The 17,787-nt window shown below is 66.4% G+C and carries 16 protein-coding genes and 4 pseudogenes; 12 read left to right on the forward strand and 8 right to left on the reverse strand.

The annotated features are described in order from the left end of the window. The first annotated feature begins 139 nt into the window (after positions 1–139). Positions 140–563 (forward strand): annotated as a pseudogene (locus LRS12_RS12810) (OsmC family protein). A gap of 89 nt (positions 564–652) precedes the next feature. On the opposite strand, the gene gpmA reads toward LRS12_RS12810, so the two are convergent. After that, the gene (gene gpmA, locus LRS12_RS12815; protein ID WP_257844870.1) at positions 653–1,339 is read right to left on the reverse strand and encodes a 2,3-diphosphoglycerate-dependent phosphoglycerate mutase; all 687 of its coding nucleotides are present in this window, start codon (positions 1,337–1,339) and stop codon (positions 653–655) included. A gap of 69 nt (positions 1,340–1,408) precedes the next feature. Between gpmA and LRS12_RS12820 the strand changes: the two genes are divergently transcribed. Then, the gene (locus tag LRS12_RS12820) at positions 1,409–2,134 is read left to right on the forward strand and encodes a dienelactone hydrolase family protein (RefSeq protein ID WP_257844871.1); all 726 of its coding nucleotides are present in this window, start codon (positions 1,409–1,411) and stop codon (positions 2,132–2,134) included. A gap of 97 nt (positions 2,135–2,231) precedes the next feature. On the opposite strand, the gene LRS12_RS12825 is transcribed toward LRS12_RS12820, so the two are convergent. Genes LRS12_RS12825 through purB form a run of 3 tightly spaced genes read right to left on the reverse strand, consistent with a single transcriptional unit; the run spans position 2,232 to position 4,863 of the window. Further along, entirely contained in the window at positions 2,232–2,846 is a 615-nt protein-coding gene (locus LRS12_RS12825; RefSeq protein ID WP_257844872.1) for a DUF4126 domain-containing protein, read from the reverse strand. A gap of 4 nt (positions 2,847–2,850) precedes the next feature. Beyond that, a complete protein-coding gene (locus LRS12_RS12830) occupies positions 2,851–3,522 on the reverse strand; it encodes a hypothetical protein (protein WP_257844873.1) in 672 nt (223 codons plus the stop codon). A gap of 27 nt (positions 3,523–3,549) precedes the next feature. Continuing rightward, entirely contained in the window at positions 3,550–4,863 is a 1,314-nt protein-coding gene (purB, locus tag LRS12_RS12835) for an adenylosuccinate lyase (RefSeq protein ID WP_257844874.1), read from the reverse strand. Positions 4,864–5,124: 261 nt separating this feature from the next. Here purB and LRS12_RS12840 point away from each other — a divergent pair, with 261 nt between their 5' ends. Next, positions 5,125–5,688 (forward strand): EF-hand domain-containing protein, encoded by a 564-nt coding sequence (locus tag LRS12_RS12840; protein ID WP_257844875.1) that lies wholly within the window; start codon positions 5,125–5,127, stop codon positions 5,686–5,688. Positions 5,689–5,866: 178 nt separating this feature from the next. Here the strand turns inward: LRS12_RS12840 and radC are convergent. Then, positions 5,867–6,560, reverse strand: a pseudogene (gene radC / locus LRS12_RS12845) (DNA repair protein RadC). A gap of 203 nt (positions 6,561–6,763) precedes the next feature. Between radC and LRS12_RS12850 the strand changes: the two are divergent. The 5 genes and pseudogenes from LRS12_RS12850 (at position 6,764) to LRS12_RS12870 (ending at position 9,281) form a co-directional block, all read left to right on the forward strand. Next, a pseudogene (locus tag LRS12_RS12850) lies at positions 6,764–7,080 on the forward strand (AtpZ/AtpI family protein). A 63-nt stretch (positions 7,081–7,143) separates the two neighbouring features. Further along, positions 7,144–7,908, forward strand: a complete 765-nt coding sequence (locus tag LRS12_RS12855; RefSeq protein ID WP_257845508.1) for a F0F1 ATP synthase subunit A — start codon at positions 7,144–7,146, stop codon at positions 7,906–7,908. Positions 7,909–7,951: 43 nt separating this feature from the next. Further along, the gene (locus tag LRS12_RS12860; RefSeq protein ID WP_257844876.1) at positions 7,952–8,179 is read left to right on the forward strand and encodes a F0F1 ATP synthase subunit C; all 228 of its coding nucleotides are present in this window, start codon (positions 7,952–7,954) and stop codon (positions 8,177–8,179) included. A 63-nt stretch (positions 8,180–8,242) separates the two neighbouring features. Continuing rightward, a complete protein-coding gene (locus LRS12_RS12865) occupies positions 8,243–8,734 on the forward strand; it encodes an ATPase (protein ID WP_257844877.1) in 492 nt (163 codons plus the stop codon). A 10-nt stretch (positions 8,735–8,744) separates the two neighbouring features. After that, positions 8,745–9,281: a hypothetical protein gene (locus LRS12_RS12870; RefSeq protein WP_308223020.1), complete on the forward strand. Its 537-nt coding sequence runs from the start codon at positions 8,745–8,747 to the stop codon at positions 9,279–9,281. 155 nt (positions 9,282–9,436) lie between these two features. Here the strand turns inward: LRS12_RS12870 and LRS12_RS12875 are convergent, their stop codons facing one another. Together LRS12_RS12875 and LRS12_RS12880 are read right to left on the reverse strand one after the other, a co-directional pair. Next, positions 9,437–10,756 (reverse strand): amidohydrolase, encoded by a 1,320-nt coding sequence (locus LRS12_RS12875; protein WP_257844879.1) that lies wholly within the window; start codon positions 10,754–10,756, stop codon positions 9,437–9,439. 66 nt (positions 10,757–10,822) lie between these two features. After that, positions 10,823–12,268: a S41 family peptidase gene (locus LRS12_RS12880; protein WP_257844880.1), complete on the reverse strand. Its 1,446-nt coding sequence runs from the start codon at positions 12,266–12,268 to the stop codon at positions 10,823–10,825. An 86-nt stretch (positions 12,269–12,354) separates the two neighbouring features. Here LRS12_RS12880 and uvrC point away from each other — a divergent pair. Continuing rightward, a pseudogene (gene uvrC, locus LRS12_RS12885) lies at positions 12,355–14,270 on the forward strand (excinuclease ABC subunit UvrC). 35 nt (positions 14,271–14,305) lie between these two features. Here uvrC and LRS12_RS12890 read toward each other — a convergent pair. After that, positions 14,306–15,136: a 23S rRNA (adenine(2030)-N(6))-methyltransferase RlmJ gene (locus LRS12_RS12890; protein ID WP_257844881.1), complete on the reverse strand. Its 831-nt coding sequence runs from the start codon at positions 15,134–15,136 to the stop codon at positions 14,306–14,308. 175 nt (positions 15,137–15,311) lie between these two features. Here LRS12_RS12890 and LRS12_RS12895 point away from each other — a divergent pair, with 175 nt between their 5' ends. The 3 genes from LRS12_RS12895 to LRS12_RS12905 all read left to right on the forward strand — a co-directional run bounded on the left by LRS12_RS12895 (position 15,312) and on the right by LRS12_RS12905 (position 17,779). Further along, positions 15,312–15,632 carry a hypothetical protein gene (locus LRS12_RS12895; protein ID WP_257844882.1) on the forward strand — a complete coding sequence of 107 codons (321 nt, stop codon included), beginning with the start codon at positions 15,312–15,314 and terminating at the stop codon, positions 15,630–15,632. A 276-nt stretch (positions 15,633–15,908) separates the two neighbouring features. Then, positions 15,909–16,862, forward strand: coding sequence for a polysaccharide deacetylase (locus LRS12_RS12900; protein ID WP_257844883.1), 954 nt, complete (start codon positions 15,909–15,911; stop codon positions 16,860–16,862). After that, entirely contained in the window at positions 16,859–17,779 is a 921-nt protein-coding gene (locus tag LRS12_RS12905) for a GNAT family N-acetyltransferase (RefSeq protein WP_257844884.1), read from the forward strand. The genes LRS12_RS12900 and LRS12_RS12905 overlap by 4 nt, the downstream gene beginning before the upstream one ends. The last annotated feature ends 8 nt before the right edge of the window (positions 17,780–17,787 follow it).

A 17,787-nucleotide genomic window follows, 5' to 3' on the forward strand; every position in this document is an offset into this window, starting at 1 on the left:
TGGCGGCTTCTCTACATCGCAGGTCGCCCGGTGGGAAGAATGCGGGAACGTGGGCGTCACGATATCGTTGCACAGGCGGTTCACACCCGCGTCGGGACATCCCATATCCCGATCCCGATCCACCGCAGGAGACATGCCGATGACCACGCGCACCGCCACCGCCCGCTATTCCGGCTTCGGCAAGGAAGGAAAGGGCGCGATCACCACCCAGTCAGGGGTGCTGACCGACCAGTTCTATGGCTTCAATACGCGGTTCGAAGAGGAGCCGGGGACCAACCCCGAGGAGCTGATCGCCGCCGCCCATGCCGGTTGCTTCACCATGGCACTGAGCTTTGCTCTCGCGCGCGGGCTTCAGCGAGGGGACGCTGGAAACCAAAGCCGCAGTGAAGCTGGAGCAGAAGGATGGCGGTTTCGCCATCACCCGCTCCGACCTGACGCTCGAAGCCAGCGTGCCGGGCATCGACCCCGACCAGTTCGCGCAGCTGGCCGATGAGGCGAAGAAGAACTGCCCCGTGTCGAAGCTGATGAACGCCGAAGTCAGCCTGGCGCACACGCTGAGCTAGGTTCCTGTGCTCCTGCGAAGGCAGGAGCACAGGGCATTTGAGCGAGTCGCCCGTGGCTCTGGGCTCCTGCCTCCGCAGGAGCGCAGACCTTACCGTTCGCTCAGATAATAGCGATCCATCGCGGTCAGATCGTCCGCCAGCTCGTACACGATCGGCTGCCCGGTCGGGATTTCCAGCGATGCGATATCTGCGTCCGAAATCCCCGACAGATGCTTGACCAGCGCGCGCAGCGAATTGCCGTGCGCGGCGATCAACACGCGCTTGCCCGCGCGCAGGTCCGGGGCGATCCGCTCTTCCCAATAGGGCAGCACGCGCGCGATCGTGTCCTTCAGGCTTTCGGTCTGCGGGATCGGAATGCCCTTGTAGCGCGCGTCCTTGGCCAGGTCCCAAGGCGACCCTTCCTCGGGCAGCGGGGGCGGGATGTCGAAGCTGCGGCGCCAGATCTTGACCTGATCGTCGCCATGCTTGGCTGCGGTCTCCGCCTTGTCGAGCCCGGTCAGCCCGCCATAATGCCGCTCGTTCAGCTTCCAGCTCTTCTCGGTCGGCAGCCACAGCCGACCCATCGCCTCCAGCGCCAGATTGAGCGTCTTGATCGCCCGGCTCTGAAAGCTGGTATAGGTCATGTCGAAGTCGAGACCCTTCTCGCGCATCAGCTCGCCCGCGGCCCACGCTTCCTTAACGCCCTGTTCGGTCAGGTCGACGTCCCACCATCCGGTGAAGCGGTTTTCCAGATTCCAGGACGACTGGCCGTGGCGGATCAGGACGAGCGTGGGCATGGGCTACTCCTTGCAGGACTTTGCCCGCGTCCTTAGCGAAGTGGGCCGACAGGGCAACGGAGGATGGCCATGGCAATTGAAAGACAGACCATCGTCTATGACGGCCCCGGCGGCCCGTTCGCGGGGGTCGCGGTGGTCGACAGCGACTGGACCGCGCCGCGCCCCGGCGTGCTGATCGTCCCCAATGTGCTGGGCGAAAAGGAACAGGACCGCGTCACCGCTGAGCGGATCGCGGCGCTGGGCTATGTCGGCTTCGTCGCCGATCTCTACGGACAGGGCAAGCGCACCACGCGCGAATCACCCGACCCCGCAATGTATATGAATGCGCTCAACGCGGACCGCCCGCTGCTGCGCGACCGCCTGTTTGCCAGCCTCGCCGCGCTCCAGGCGCTGCCACAGGTCGATGCCGGGCGGACCGCCGCCATCGGCTATTGCTTCGGCGGCAAGTCGGTCATCGACCTCGCCCGCGCGGGTGGCGCGGTGCGCGGCGTGGTTGCATTCCACGGCATCTTCGACCCGCCGGGCTATGCCTATCCGACCCCGATCGCGGCGAAGCTGCTGGTCTGCCACGGCTGGGACGACCCGCTCGCCCCGCCCGACGCGGTCACCGCCCTCGCCGCCGAGCTGAGCACTGCGGGGGCGGACTGGCAGCTCCACGGCTATGGCGGGGCAGGACACGGCTTCACCGACGTGAGCCAGAAAGGCTCAACTCGCCCCGGCTTCGGCTACGACGCGAATGCCGACCGCCGCAGTTGGGCTGCGATGATGGGGTTTCTGGCCGAGGTATTCGCTTAAAAATCCTCCCCGGAACGGGGAGGGGGACCGCCCGCGCAGCGGGTGGTGGAGGGGGCCCGAGGCTAGGGGTCCGGTGCCTCGCCCCCCTCCGTCAGCGCTACGCGCTGCCACCTCCCCGTCCCGGGGAGGATTTGCGACTAAGCAACCGCCGCAACACCCGACGCAACACCACCAGCGCCGCTACCGTCGCCGCCAGCACCAGAACCGCAATCACCACCGCCGCCACCGGGTTCGCCAGCGCCAGAAACAGCAGCCCGCCGGTCAGGATATCCTCGCCCGTCGACACCACGACATTGCTCACCGGCTCCGGACTGACATTCACCGCCGCCCGCGCGCCTGCCTTGGCGCCATGCGTCAGCAGCGCGCCCCCACCGCCGAGCAGCAGCGCAGCGACCTGCCACGCCGGATCGCCCGGATCGACGATGGCGAGCGCGAGCAATGCGCCGCCAATCGGTCGGATCGCGGTGTGGATGCTGTCCCACACCGAATCGATCCACATCACCTTGTCGGCAAAGAACTCCGCGACCGCGCCGATCCCGGCAATGCCGATCACCCACGGGTTCGCCAGCACGTCGAGGGCCTTCAGCTGATGCGGCAGCTCGACCCAGCCGGTCTGCATCGCCAGGCCGACCGCGAACACGCACAGATAAAGCCGCCAGCCCGCGAGCAGGCTGACCGAAGCGGCCAGCCCGATGATCTCGACCGCGCCCACGGGCTCAGGCGGGTGGAGTCTTGGGCTTGGCGGCGCGGGGCGCGCGCGGCTTGGCGGGAGCCTTTGCAGCGGGCTTGGCGGCGGGCTTCTTCGTTGCGGCAGGCTTCGCAGCAGCAGGTTTCGCAGCAGCAGGTTTCGCCGCGGCCGGCTTCTTCGCGGCAGTTGCTTTGAGTGCAGGCTTTTTCGGCGCTGCGGGGTTCTTCGGCGGCGCGGGCGGAGCTTCAGCAGCGGGTGCCGCGGGGGCCTCTGGTGCCTTCGGAGCCTCGGGCGGCTTCTCGCCAGCCAGCCGCGCCGTGATCTTCTCCGCCGCGCGCGCCGCAATCAGCGTGGCGAGCGACGAGGCGTTCCTTGCAAAGTCGTCCATACCCGACGGCTTGGGCGCGTCGCTCGCGGCGGGAGTGGGGGCAGGGGCGGATTGCGCGTCCGCCGCCTTCTTGCGGACATTGCCCGCCAGCGCGACCAGTCCTGCGGCAACGATATCGGCGACCAACGGGTGCTTGGTCAGCTCGAGCAGCTTGGCACCCTGTTCGCGCAATTCCTTGGGCAATTCGATCCCGGCGACCGTCTTGGGCAGCTTGGGTGCCTTGGCGGCCTTCGATGCCTTGGCCGTCTTGCTCTTCTTCGCCTTCGCCCCGTCCTTCGCCTTGGCCATCGTCACGCCTCCTTGGTGTGTCACTCGACTGACACACCCGGAGGCATGTCGTCAATCCGCGAATACCCGTGCGAAAATGGTATCTACCGCCTTGAAATGATAGTCGAGGTCGAACTTCTCCTCGATCTGCTGCGGCGACAGCGCGGCGGTGACCTCGGGATCGGCCTTGAGCAGTTCGAGCAGCGACAGTTCCCCGTCGCTCTCCCACACCTGCATCGCGTTGCGCTGGACCAGCCGATAGCTGTCCTCGCGGCTCACCCCGGCCTGGGTCAGCGCCAGCAGCACGCGCTGCGAGTGGACCAGCCCGCCCATGCGATCCAGATTCTTCTGCATCCGCGCCGGATAGACCAGCAGCTTGTCGATCACCCCGGTCAGCCGGGCGAGCGCGAAGTCGAGCGTGATCGTCGCGTCCGGGCCGATATAGCGCTCGACCGACGAGTGACTGATGTCGCGCTCATGCCACAGCGCGACATTCTCCATCGCCGGGATCACCGCGCTGCGGACCATGCGGGCGAGGCCGGTGAGGTTTTCGGTCAGCACCGGGTTGCGCTTGTGCGGCATCGCCGACGAACCCTTCTGCCCGGGCGAGAAATACTCCTCCGCTTCCAGCACCTCGGTGCGCTGCAGATGGCGCACCTCGACCGCGAGCCGCTCGATCGAACTGGCAATGACGCCCAGCGTCGCGAAGAACATCGCATGCCGATCGCGCGGGATCACCTGCGTCGACACCGGCTCGACCGCGAGGCCCAGCTTGTCGGCGACATGCTGCTCCACGCGCGGGTCGATATTGGCGAAGGTGCCGACCGCGCCCGAAATCGCGCAGGTCGCAATGTCCGCGCGGGCCGCGATCAGGCGGGTCTTGCACCGCTTGAACTCGGCATAGGCTTCGGCAAGCTTGAGGCCGAACGTCACCGGTTCCGCATGAATGCCATGGCTGCGCCCGATGGTCGGGGTCAGCTTGTGCTCATATGCACGGCGCTTGAGTACCGCGAGCAGCTGGTCGAGATCGTCGAGCAGGATATCCGCCGCGCGCGTCAGCTGCACCGCAAGGCAGGTGTCGAGCACGTCGCTCGACGTCATCCCCTGATGCATGAAGCGCGCTTCGTCGCCGACATTCTCCGCGACCCAGGTCAGGAACGCGATCACGTCATGCTTGGTCACCGCCTCGATCGCGTCGATCGCGGCGACGTCGATGGTCGGGTTGGTCGCCCACCAGTCCCACAGCGCCTTCGCCGCCGATTCGGGCACCACGCCCAGCTCGCCCAGCTTCTCGGTCGCGTGCGCCTCGATCTCGAACCAGATGCCGAAGCGGGTTTCGGGCGACCAGATCGTGGTCATGGCGGGGCGGGAATAGCGGGGGACCATGTCAGAGCCTTTCGTGGGACGCGGCGGCCCCTAGCAAAGCCCCGGCGGCGCGGCAAACCCGGCCACACTGAAGTGTTCCAATCGGCTCGTCGCATCGTTCGCACAGAATTTGGTCGAACAGATGCGTTACGGAGGCGAGTTGCGCTGATTGAAATAATATTGTGGAACGTGACAAATATGCAACTCGTTCTCTTGTCACACTCGCTGGAACTAAATGTTCGGCGTTTTCGGAATTAACATTTCTGATGACTGGAGAATGACATGTTGAAATCTATCCTTTTGGCCAGTGCGGTTGCGATCTCGGCCCCGGCACTTGCCCAGGACATGCCCGACCCGCAGACTCCGCCGACTCAGGAACAGCCGGCCCCGGGCGAGACGACCGAGCCTGTTCCGCAAGAGGTTCCGGCACCCGCGCCACAGCCCGACGCTGAGCCGGTTCCGGAAGCGACGCCGACGCCTGAGCCGACTCCCACGCCGACTCCGTCGCCCACGCCGACTCCGGAGCCTCAGGCCGCAGAGCAGGCACAGGCGACTCAGCCCGCTCAGCAGCCTGCGCAGCAGCCCGCCAATGCGGAGCAGATTGCGCAGATCGTCGATCAGGGCTTCCCGACCTATGACAAGGATGCCGATGGCAGCCTGAAGCAGGAGGAATTCGGTGCCTGGATGGTTGCGCTGCGTTCGGCGACCGAGCCTGCGTTCACCGGCGAATCGGCGGCTGACAAGGAATGGCTCGGCAAGGCGCTTGCCTCGGCGGATGCCGACAAGTCGGGCGGCGTGAGCAAGGACGAACTGAAGGCCTTCCTTGCCCCTGCTGCGGCGTCGTAACCGTGTCTCCTCGGAGGGGCGTACCGCATCGCGCCCGTCCACCGGCCGCCGGAGTTCGCTCCGGCGGCCGTTTATCCGGGCTCCTGCGCAGGCAGGAGCCCGGAGCCAAGGCGGATGTCTGGTGCAACTCTGGACCCCTGATCTCGCAGGAGATCAGGTCGCCGGACAGCGCCGAGCGCTACATCAGCCCCTGCGCGCGCAGGCTGACATGCCCGGCGGTGCCGATGACGATATGGTCATGCACCGCAATGCCCAGCCGCTTCCCCGCCTCCACAATATTGCGCGTCAGTTCGATATCCGCCCGGCTCGGGCTCGGGTCGCCACTGGGATGGTTGTGGACCAGGATGATCGCGGTCGATCCCAGATCGATCGCACGGCGGATTACTTCGCGGACATAGACCGGGGCCTCGTCCACCGACCCTTCCTGCATCAATTCGTCGCGGATCAGCATGTTGCGGCTGTTCAGATGCAGTACCCGCACGCGCTCGATCGCATGATGCGCCATGTCGGCGCGGAGATAATCCAGCAGCGCCTGCCAGTTGGACAAGATCGGCCGCGCCGCGACCTCTCCCCTTTAGGAGCCGCAACGCTGCCGCATGCGCGATCTTGAGCGCCGCGACCGAGGTCTCGCCCATCCCCGGCACCCGCGCGATCGCTTCCGCGTCGGCGGTCAACAGTCCGGCGATGCCGCCGAACTGATGGAGCAGCGCCTTGGCCAGCGGCTTGGTATCGCGCCGGGGAATCGCCAGAGCGAGCAGATACTCGATCAGTTCATGGTCGAGCAGCGCTTCATGATCCGCCAGCAACCGCGACCGCAGCCGCGCGCGATGCCCGGTCCCGTCGGTAATCGCCTCGCTGCCGCCGTCCCCCATAAAGGGAGCCTAGCGGCAGAGGCGGGGGCGGGAAAGGGGCGCAAAAACCCTCCCCCTGGCAGGGACGGATTGATCTGTCGGTTGCAACAATGTTGCACCGCGGTTGACTCGGCGACCCCCCTTTCTAAAGCGCGCGTGCCTTGGCGGGCTCGCCGCTCGGCCCATGCGTTTCGCCCTGGAATATGACTGGCGGAGGAAGCGAAATGACCGAGAACGAGCCCGGACTGGACCCCCTCAAGGAGGATTCCCGCATCACTTCGCTCAACGAGCGGCTGGCGCGGGCCAAATCCGAAGAGGCGGATCGGCGGGGCGAGGGGCAGCAGGATGGCGATCGTAACTATCGCCTCGGCAACCGCGTCCTCGCCGAGCTGATCGGAGGAATGGTCGGGGGGCGCTGATCGGGTGGGTACTCGATCGGTTCCTGGGAACCTCGCCATGGCTCCTGCTCACGCTGCTTGCCCTCGGCATCGTCAGCGCGTTCAGGAACATCATCAGGATTTCGAACCAGCGCTCGAAGTGACTTTCGGGCGCTTGCGTTACATGGGAAACGGGCGTGGCTGAAGAAGCAGGCAAGATCGATCCGATGCACCAGTTCGAGGTGACGTCGATTGCCGACATGTTCACCGTGGGCAATCAGACGATCGCCTTCACCAACAGCGCGCTATGGATGGTCCTCGCGACCGTCGCGCTGTGGGTGTTCATGCTGGGCGGCATGAAGCGCGACGTCGTGCCGGGCCGCTGGCAGATGGCGGTCGAGGGCTTTACCGGCTTCATCGACAATCTGCTCAAGGCGAATATCGGGCATGAGGGGCGCAAGTTCCTGCCCTATGTCTTCTCGCTGTTCATGTTCATCCTGTTCGCCAACGTGATCGGCCTGCTGCCGTTCGGCGCGATTCCCGGCGTGCATCCGTTCACCGCGACCAGCCACTTCACCGTCACCGGCGTGCTCGCGATCCTCAGCTTCTCGATCGTGCTGATCGTCGGGCTGGGCAAGCATGGCTTCCGTTTCTTCTCGCTGTTCGTGCCAAAGGGCACGCCGCTGCCCGTGCTGTTCCTCGTGGCGCCGATCGAGTTCGTCTCGTTCATGGTCCGCCCGTTCAGCCTGGCGCTGCGACTCTTCGTCGCGATGACCGCGGGCCACATCCTGCTCAAGGTGCTGGCGGGCTTCATCATCAATTCGACCAATGCCGGCCTGGGCTGGGGCGCGCTGGTGGGCATCCCCAGCTTCGCGCTGATGCTCGGCGTGTCGGCGCTCGAGATTCTGGTCGCGGGCGTCCAAGCCTATGTGTTCGCGCTGCTCACGTCGCTGTACATCAACGACGCGGTGCACCTGCACGATCATCACTGAGTTTTTTCCAACCAACGACTGATTTTTCTAAGGAGTGATTTCAATGGAAGCAGATGCATTCAAGCTGCTCGGCGCCGGTCTCGCGGCGATCGGTGCGGGCCTCGCGGCGATGGGCGTGGGCAACGTGTTCGCGGCGTTCCTTCAGGGCGCGCTGCGCAATCCGGGCGCGGCTGCCAGCCAGCAGGGCAACATGTTCATCGGCTTCGCGGCTGCCGAGCTTCTCGGCCTGCTCGCGTTCGTCGTGGCGGTGCTGCTGATCTTCGTCGCCTGATGTCTCTGCCGCCCTGCGTGATCCACGCGGGGCGGATTTGACGACGGACCAGAGGACGGACCAATGCCCCAGATCGAACAAGTCGCAGCGACCTATGCGTCGCAGATCTTCTGGCTGCTGCTGACCTTCGGGCTCACCTTCGTGATCGTCGGCCTGGGCATTTTGCCCAAGGTCTCCGGCACGATGGATGCGCGCGACAAGTCGGTGGCCGACGACCTTGCGGCTGCGGAAGCGGCGCGCACGGCGGCGGACCAGGCCGAAGAGACGTGGCGTGCGCAGGAAAATGCGGCGCGTGATGCGGCGCGCAAGCGCCTGGCCGAGGCGCGTGCCGAGGGGCAGGCGCAGACCGACGCCGCGCTCGCATCGGCCAATGCCGAGATCGAAGGTCGCGTCACCGCGGCCGAAACCCGGATCGCGGAGGCCAGCGCCGCCGCAGCCGGTGAGATCGAAGCGGTCGCGACCGACGCTGCGCGCGACATCGTCGCCCGCATCTCGGGCGTCAGCGTCACGGCTGCGGAGGCCGGACAGGCAGTGAAGGCGGCGCTCAATGGCTGAGGAAGCAACAGTGACCACGGGAACCGCGGCTCCGGCTGAGGTCCATCACGCGGCGCCGGCGGTGTTCGGCATCGACGCGACCATGTGGGTCGGCCTCGCCATGCTGGGCCTGCTGCTGATCGTGGTGTGGAAGAAGGTGCCGTCGGCGATCGGCGGCATGCTCGACAAGCAGATTGCGGCGATCCGCACCCGGCTTGACGAAGCGAACCAGCTCCGCGCCGAGGCCGAAGCGCTGCGCGACGAATATGCGCGCAAGCTCACCAATGTCGAGCAGGAGGCCGCCGCCATGGTCGCCCATGCCGATGAGGAGGCACAGGCGCTGCTGGTCAAGGCCAAGTCCGATGCCGAGGACCTGATCCGTCGCCGCACCAAGATGGCCGAGGACAAGATCGCCGCGGCCGAGCGCCTCGCGCTCGACCAGGTGCGCGCCACGGCCGCCGAGGCCGCGACCAAGGCGGCCGGTGCGATCATCGCGCAGAAGCACGATGCGAGCGCCGACAAGGCACTGGTCGACCAGACGATCGCGGGTCTCTCGCGGCTCAACTGAGCGGCGGGTTCCGGGTGAAGAAAAAGGGCGTCGGTCGAAAGACCGGCGCCCTTTTTCTGTGCCTGTCGTCACCCCGGGCTTGACCCGGGGCCCCGCTGCCTTTGCCGGTCGAAGAAGCTGGGCCCCGGGTCAAGCCCGGGGTGACGGGTAATGCCTCACTTCCCCAACAAATCCAGCACCGCCACGGTCATCGCGGTCGTCCCCAGCGTCACCGCCGGCTTCGCCTCGACCTTGAAGAAGGGCGAATGGTGCGCGGGCAGCGTCTTCTCGCCGCGCTTGGCCGCGTCCAGCTCGGCCTGCGGTGTCCCGCCGACCACGAAATAGGCCCCCGGCACGCCCAGTTTCTGCTCGATGAAGTACGCGAAATCCTCCGCGCCCATGCTCTCGCGCGGTTCGGTGCGCAGGATGTCCTTGCCGAACGCCTTGGTGAACGCGCCGCGCACCCGCGTCGTCAGCGCCGGATCGTTGAGCGTCACCGGGGTCGATTCGAACCCGACGCGCACCACCGGCAATTTGTCCTCGGGCAGACCGTTCATCCGCCCGACATTGGCGGCGATGCGCTTGATGCCGTCGAGCAGCTTCTTGCGCGTGTCTTCGTCATCCGACCGCACGGTCAGTTGAAGCTCCGCCTTGTCGCTGATGATGTTGTGCTTGAATCCCGAATGGAACGATCCGACGGTGACCACGCCGGGCTTCAATGGCGCGATCTCGCGGCTCACCAGCGTCTGCAGCGCCATGACGATCTGCGACCCCATCACGATCGGGTCCTTCCCCATATGCGGCGCGGCACCATGCGTGCCGATGCCGTGGATGGTGATGTCGACGCTGTCCGACGATGACGAGCTGATCCCCGGCTCCAGCCCGATCTTGCCGGTCGGAAAGCCCGAGGTGACGTGGAACGCCACCGCATAATCGGGCTTGGGGAAACGGGTGTAGAGCCCGTCCTCCATCATCTTGCGCGCGCCGCCGATCCGCTCCTCGGCGGGCTGTATGACGAACACGACGGTGCCCTTCCACCGGCTCTTGAGCTTGGCCAGCTGCCGCGCGGTGCCGATCAGCGAGGTGATGTGCACGTCATGCCCGCACGCATGCATCACCGGCTTCACCACGCCGTCGATATCCTCCTGCGTCACCGTCGAGGCATAGGCGAGCCCGCTATCCTCCTTGAGCGGTAGCCCGTCCATGTCGGCGCGCACCAGGATCGTCGGACCGGTGCCGTTCTTCATCACGCCCACGACGCCGGTCCCGCCGACCCCCTCGGTCACCTCGATTCCACCGACCGCGCGCAGCTCCTTCGCCATGATCGCGGCGGTGCGCGTCTCCTTGTACGACAGCTCGGGATTCTTGTGGAAATCGATGAACAAGGCTTCGAGATGCGCCGCATAATCCGCCTCCACCGCCGGGGCGAAATCGGGCTCGGCCAGTGATGGCGTGGCGAGCAGCGAAGTTGCGAGCAGGGCGGTGAGCAGGCGCATGAAGGATCCCCCGAAATCAGATGGCGGACACGCTAACAGATGGGCCGCCCCGTGCAATTCCCTCGCTCAGCGGTCGCCATGCAGCGCTTGCGCGCGCGCCACGGCGGCGGGCAGTGCGGCATTGAGCAGGCGGGACCGAAATGCCACGCTGTCGGTCGCGCGCCAACCGATCGTCACGTCAGGAACGATGCCCGCCACCTCATTGCTGCCATCGGCGCGGAACCGTGCGCAATCGGGCAGCAGCAAGGTCGCGCCGCTGTGATTGAGCGTCGTCGGCGTGCCGCCCCAGGTATAGCCGCATCCCGCGCCGCCGGTCCGCGCACCGACGATCGTCGCGACGCGCGCGTCCTGTAACAGCGCGGTGAATTGTTCGGCGGCGGACCAGGTCTCCTGATCGACGAGCACCATCACCGGGCCGCGCCACGCGCCCTCCTGATAGGCATGCTGGCCCGCGCTGAACACCCATGCGCCCCATTCGCTGCCCAGCCATTCGCCGGGTTCCGCGCTGCCGACCAGCCCGGTCGCATAGCCAGCGCGACCCAGCCATTGGCAGCCGGTGTCGGGAGCGCAGGGCGTCTCCGCCGCCACGCGCGCCGCATCCGCCTTCTCCGCCAGCGCGCGCAGCTTCGCCCGCTCCGCTTCGGGGGCGGTCCTGGCCCAGCCGTGCAGCAGCTCGGCCAGCCTCCCCCAGGTCCCTGCCCAGTGCGGACCGCGCACGAACCCGACCGGGGCCGAAGTAAGCCGCTTCGCCGTGACCATGCGCGCGGCGGCCTCCGCCCATTCGCTGCCCCCGCCATTCCCGGTCAGGTCGACCAGCAAAGACGTCGCTCCCACAGCCTGTAGCTGGCCCAATCGCGTCGCCATGTCGCGGGTGAGCGCAGCATAGGCGTGGGTGATCACCGCATTCTTGCAGCTATCATCGCACGGCTTGTCGATCGGCAGTTGCAGCGCGGCGACGGCGTCGGCGCATAGCTGAGGAAAGGCGTGCGGATCGAATACGGGGATGCGCAGCACGCCCACCGTCTCACCCGCCGTCGCCACGACGCCCGCATCGAGCGCCCCCTTATCGACCAGCGCGCGGTAGCCGAGGAGTGCAGACGCGATACCGGGCCGCCCCTTGCGCGCGTCATAGCCGATCGACTGGCAGAGCGACGCCACGCTGGTCGGCGCCGGGGCCGTGGCGGGCATAACGGGAGTAGCGGACTGCGGGCGGGGCCAGCGCAGCGCGACATGGCCATCGCCGATGCCCCGGATGGCGCGGTCGAGAATCGCCCGCGCCTCCGCATCGCTTCCGGCGGTCCGGAGCTGCGCCGCCAGCTGGTCGAACGTGCGGGCGATGGCAACGCCGCGCTCCTGCTCCAGCCATTCACGGTTCGCATATTTGGTCTCGAACGCCGCACGCATCTGCGCGACATCGGCGAGCCAAGGCGCGGGGTCCCACGCGCGCGCCTGCCCCTGCGCGCTCCCAACGACGAGCGCAAATCCCGCGAGCGCCGCTAGCATCTTTCGCATCGTTCCTCCCATGTGTGTTGCTGATGCAATACACAAGGATTGTGCTCTGGCCTAGCCCCCCGCGCAATGCCTAGATCGGGCGTTCGATGTCCGACCCCAATTCCCCCAACCGCTTCAACGAAGACTCCGCCACCTATGCCGTGCGCGGGTCGGAAACCCCCGATCTCGACGCCGGGGTCGCGGCCATCCGCAATGTCCTGAAAACACTCCCCGCCCGCCCCGGCGTCTATCGCATGCAGGATGCGCGCGGCGACGTGCTCTATGTCGGCAAGGCCCGCGCGCTCAAGAACCGCGTCGCCAACTACACCCAGCCCGCGAAGCTCTCAATCGGCTGCGCCGCATGATCGCCCAGACGCGGTCGATGACCGTGGTGACGACCAATAACGAGGCCGAGGCGCTCCTCCTCGAAGCGCAGCTGATCAAGCGCTTCCGCCCGCCCTACAACGTCCTGTTGCGCGACGATAAGTCGTTCCCCTACATCCTCCTGCGCGGCGACCATGACTTCCCCCGCGTCCAGCTCCATCGCGGCGCGCGCCGGGCGAAGGGCGACTATTTCGGCCCGTTCGCCGGCGCGGGGCAGGTGCGCAAGACATTGAACGCGCTCCAGAAACTCTTCCTGCTGCGCAGCTGCACCGACAGCTTCTTCAACACCCGCGACCGCCCGTGCCTGCTCTACCAGATCCGCCGCTGCTCGGCCCCCTGCGTCGATCGCATCGACAAGGCGGGCTATGCCGAGCTGGTTGCCGACTCCCGCGACTTCCTGATGGGCAAGTCGACCAAGGTTCAGGCCAAGCTCGGCGAGCAGATGCAGGCCGCCGCCGAAAATCTCGACTTCGAGCTCGCCGCGATCCTGCGCGACCGGTTGAAGGCGCTCACCTTCATCCAGGGCAGCCAGGCGATCAATGCGGAGGGGATCGGCGACGCAGACATCTTCGCCATGGCCGCCAAACAGGGCCAGATCGGCATCCAGGCCTTCTTCATCCGTGGCGGCCAGAATTGGGGCCACCGCGCCTTCTTCCCCGCGCACACCGCCGATGTGCCGGAGGATGAGGTGTTCACCCAATTCCTCATGCAATTCTATGAGGAAGTGCCCCCGCCGCGCACCATCTTCGTCGACCGCAATCTCGACGACCTGAAGCTCCTCTCCGAAGCCCTCGCCGAACGCGCCGGGCGCAAGGTCGCGATCGGCATGCCGCAGCGCGGCACCCGCCGCCGCCTGCTCGATCAGGCCAAGCGCAACGCGATCGAGGCGCTCGACCGCCGCATGGCCGAATCGACCACTCAGGCAAAGATCCTGCGCGATATCGCCGACCTGTTCGGCCTGCCCGAACCGCCCGACCGCATCGAAGTCTATGACAACAGCCATATTCAGGGCGCCCACGCCGTCGGCGCGATGATCGTCGCTGGGCCAGAGGGATTCCGCACCGGCCAGTATCGCAAGTTCAACATCAAGAGCGCCGCCACCGACGACGATTTCGCGATGATGCGCGAAGTCTTCACCCGCCGCTTCGCCCGCGCGCAGGAGGAAGACCCCGACCGCGACAAGGGCGTGTGGCCCGACCTCGTCCTGATCGACGGCGGCAAGGGCCAGCTCAGCGCCGCCCGCGCCGTGCTCGAGGAACTGGGGATCGAGGACGTCTGCATGGTCGGCGTCGCCAAAGGCCCGCACCACGGCCGCGAAGGCCGCGAAGTCTTCCACCTGATGGACGGCAGCGAACGCATGCTCCCGACCAACGCGCCGGCCTTGTTCCACATTCAGAAACTCCGCGACGAAGTCCACCGCTTCGCCATCGGCGCGCACCGGGCAAAGCGTGCCAAGGCCATCGGTGCCAGCCCGCTCGACGAAGTCCCCGGCATCGGCCCCGCGCGCAAGAAGGCGCTGCTGATGCATTTCGGCACGGCCAAGGCGGTGCGCGGCGCGAGCCTGGAGGATCTACAGAAAGCGCCCGGGGTGAGCGCGGCGGTGGCGCAGCAAGTCTATGATTTCTATCATGCGCGGTGACGCGGCGTGACGCAGGGCCGGGACCGGGCGCATCTTCAATTGTCCAACCAGTTCGCAGTGATCATGCCCCGATGCCCCGCCGGTGCGAGCGTGGCACGGAGCGCCTCCAGCAGCGGCGGCAGTTCCTGCGTAAAGGCATAGGGCGGATTGACGATGAACAGGCCCGCGCCGTTGTAGATGCTGGGCTGGTCGGCATCGTACAGCCAATGCTCGACGACCAGGAATTTCGGGATGTTCAGGTTGCGCAGCTTGTTCTTCCACTGCTGATGCGTCGCGCGGTCCTTCAGCGGATACCAGATCACCGTCACGCCATGCGCCCATTTGCGGTGCGCGGCAGCGAGGGTGGCGGTGATCCGGGCGCGCTCGTCGGTCTGCTCGTACGGCGGATCGACTACCACCACGCCGCGCGCCGTGCGGGTCGGCAGCATCGCCAGCCACAGCTCATAGGCATCGCGTTCGTGCACGGCGGCGGGCGTACCGCGCATCGCGCCGCGCAGGGCGTACGCATCCTCGGGATGCTTTTCGTTGAGGATCAGCGCGTCCTGCGGGCGCAGCAGCTGCGCCAGGACCTGTGGCGATCCGGGATAAAGGCGCGGCTCCGCGCCGACATTCACCGCCCGCACGGCAGCGCGATAATCGTCCAGCAAAGGGTTCGCATCGGCAAAGACGCGAAAAACCCCCTGTGCAGCCTCGCCGGTGCGCTGCGCCTGCTCGCCGCCCAGGTCGTAGAGCCCGCAGCCGGCATGGGTGTCGATCAGGGTCAACGCGCCCGGTTTTTGCTGCAATGCCCGGACAAGGGCGATCAGCAGGCTGTGCTTCACCACATCGGCGCTGTTGCCGGCGTGGAAGGAATGGCGATAATTCATTGAAAATCCAAAACCCTGCCGCTTTGCCCTGTTTACGCACTACTGACCGGGGAAGCCGATCCCGACACGATGGATGTGCGCGTCGAACTGCATCGTCGGTCTTGCGTGCCACTGGCAAACCTTGCCTAGACGTTCAGCTAGGCCTTGCAAGATCGGTCATGCTAGAGGCGCGGATATGTCAAAGTCTCAAAGCAAAGGCGGTGCCGTCCAGGTCGACGGTATTCTCTACGATTGGCACCTTCAGCGCGAACCGCATCTGTCCGATGACGAGGGTTGGAGAGGCATGACGATCTCCCTGCAACAGCGTGATGCCAGGCGCGAGGCGCTGGTGGAATTTCCCCCGCCCAAGCGGCTGATGAAGGGGTTGCCGCCCGGTCGCCTCCAGCTCGACGACGCCACGATTTCGCGGTGCGTCCGCGCCGCGCTGTCGGCGGGATGGGAACCGACCACGCGGGGGAAACCGGTGGTATTCATGGTAGACGCCGAGGGCAATTGAGCTGCTTGGCACTAACTGACCGCTTCACCGCATTGCAGAAGCACGGGTCCGAACGCAGCGTCACCTCCAGGGGCTGTCCTACAAGCCCCACAGCCACTACACTCCCGCCATGCCCAGCACCCTGCCACCCCCGCACGCCCGCATCACGCGGAAGTGTCCGGCGGCGCCCCTCACATACGGACATCTTGTCAGAATTGTCAGCATGGTGAACGCGGTCGTTCACCAACCCCGCCCACATTTTGCGATTTCTTCACCCCCGTCCGCTAGACACCGGCCATGCCCACGCGCGTTTTCCTGACGGTCGATACCGAGCTGATGTGGCGGCACCATGCCGCCGGGCTGTCGCTGGCGGAGATTGCGGAGCGGTCGCTGGAGCCGGCCGGGGTCGGCATTGGCTATCAGCTGCGCCGCTTTGCGGAGCATGGCCTCAAAGCCACCTTCTTCGTCGATCCGATGCCCGCAGTGGCGCATGGCCTCGATCCGATCCGCCGCGTGGTCGAGGCGATTCTTGACGCGGGGCAGGAGGTTCAGCTGCACCTCCATCCCAATTGGGCCGCTGCGTGCGACGAGGATCGCAGTGCCGCCGCGTCGTTCGAACTGATCGACTATAATCTGACCGAGCAGCGGGAGCTGATCCGCGCCGCGTCCGACCTGCTCGTCGCCGCTGGGGCACCGCGCCCGATTGCCTTCCGATCGGGCAGCTACAGCGCCAGCGACGACACGCTCGCCGCCCTTGCTGAACTCGGCATCCGTTACGACAGCAGCCATAACGGCTCCGAACATCCCTGGCCCAGCGCGATCGGCCTCGCGCCGCGTCAGATTGCCCCGGTCGAGCATCGCGGCGTGATCGAAGTGCCGGTGACCTTGATCGAGGATGTGCGCGGCCATCTCCGGCATTTCCAGATCTGCGCGCTGTCGACCGCCGAGATGCGCGATGCGCTCGACCATGCGGTGGCGGCGGGGCATGCGGCGGTGACCATCGTCAGCCACGGGTTCGAGCTTGCCAACCGGTCCGGCACCCGCCCCAATGCGGTGCATGTCGCCCGCTTCGACGCGCTGTGTGCGATGCTCGCGGAGCGGCGCGGCGGCATGGAGACGGTGCATTTTGCCGACCTCACCCATCTCCCGCTCGATCAGGACGACGCCCCGCTCGGCCCCAGCCTGATCCGCACCCGGATGCGTCAGGCGCAGCAGCTCTGGTCCAACCTCGTGTCGGAACGCGCCGCATGACCGCGACCGCGCGTCCCACCCCGCTCAACTTCCGCATCGGGGCGCGGACGTTGATGGCGGTGCAGCGCGACATGGTCCGCGTGCCGCTCAGCCTCGACGAGGCACGCGAGGGCCGCTTGCCCGTGCTTCCGCCCTTGCCGCGCGACGCGCATGGCTATGTCGTGACCTCGCTGCCCGAGGATCGGCTGGAGGCGATGGTCTATGCCTCGGGCCGGATGATCGGCTTCGTCCGCCAGAAATATACGCGATACTATGCCGACCTGACCGGCGGGTTCGACGCCTATATGGGCGGCCTGTCGAGCAATGCGCGACAGGGCGTGCGGCGCAAGGCGAAAAAGATCGCACAGGTTTCCGGCGGCGATCTCGACATCCGCAGCTATCGCACGCCGACGGAGCTGGAGACGTTTCACGATCTGGCCCGCCGCATCGCGCTGCGCACCTATCAGGAAAAGCTGATGGGGGAGGGGTTGCCCGCCAATCCGGAGTTCATCCGGGGGATGCTGAGCGCGGCGGCGGCGGACGATGTCCGCGCCTGGCTGTTGTTCATTGAGGGCGAGCCCGCCGCCTATCTCTATTGCCCCGCGCATGGCGAGACTCTGGTCTATGAATATGTCGGGCACGATCCGGCGTTCAACGACTTGTCCCCCGGCGCGGTGTTGCAAGTAGAAGCGTTCCGCGACCTCTTTGAGGAACAAAAATTCGCCAGATTCGACTTTACGGAGGGAGATGGCCAACACAAACGCCAATACGCCACCGGCGGTGTCCCCTGTGTGGACTTGTTGCTCCTGCGCCCAAGTTTGACGAACCGCGTGACGACGGCGGCGCTGGGCGGGTTCAACCGGACGGTGGCCGGCGGGAAGGCACTGGTCGAGGCGGTCGGACTGGAGAAGCTGTCAAAGAAGCTGCGGCGGGGATAAGGGCAGGG

Origin of the sequence: Sphingomonas sp. J344 (assembly GCF_024700005.1) — a bacterium.
GTDB lineage: Bacteria > Pseudomonadota > Alphaproteobacteria > Sphingomonadales > Sphingomonadaceae > Sphingomonas.